We start from the raw sequence: 204 nt of genomic DNA, 5'->3' as shown, positions 1-204 counted from the left end.
CACTCAAATTAAAGCAGATACCTTTCTGGGCGGGAGTCTAATCGGCAATGGTGAGCAAATCACCAACTTAAATAACGCACACCTGCCGCCGCAAATAGATTTAACCCAAGGGGATACCGTTACCGGCACACAAGTAAAGGCCACTCAAATTAAAGCAGATACCTTTCTGGGCGGGAGTCTAATCGGCAATGGTGAGCAAATCAC

General features: G+C 47.1%; 1 protein-coding gene. It reads left to right on the top strand.

Going from position 1 to position 204, the window contains the following annotated elements; translation table 11 throughout:
• The coding region (locus Q0779_RS23970; protein WP_298776784.1) for a hypothetical protein at window positions 1–204 on the top strand (204 nt) is incomplete at both ends.

The sequence above is a fragment of the uncultured Shewanella sp. genome, from assembly GCF_947491715.1.
In the GTDB taxonomy this organism is placed as follows: Bacteria; Pseudomonadota; Gammaproteobacteria; order Enterobacterales; family Shewanellaceae; genus Shewanella.
The sequence above is the reverse complement of the archived record's forward strand: the minus strand, read 5'-3'. Positions and strand labels throughout refer to the sequence as shown.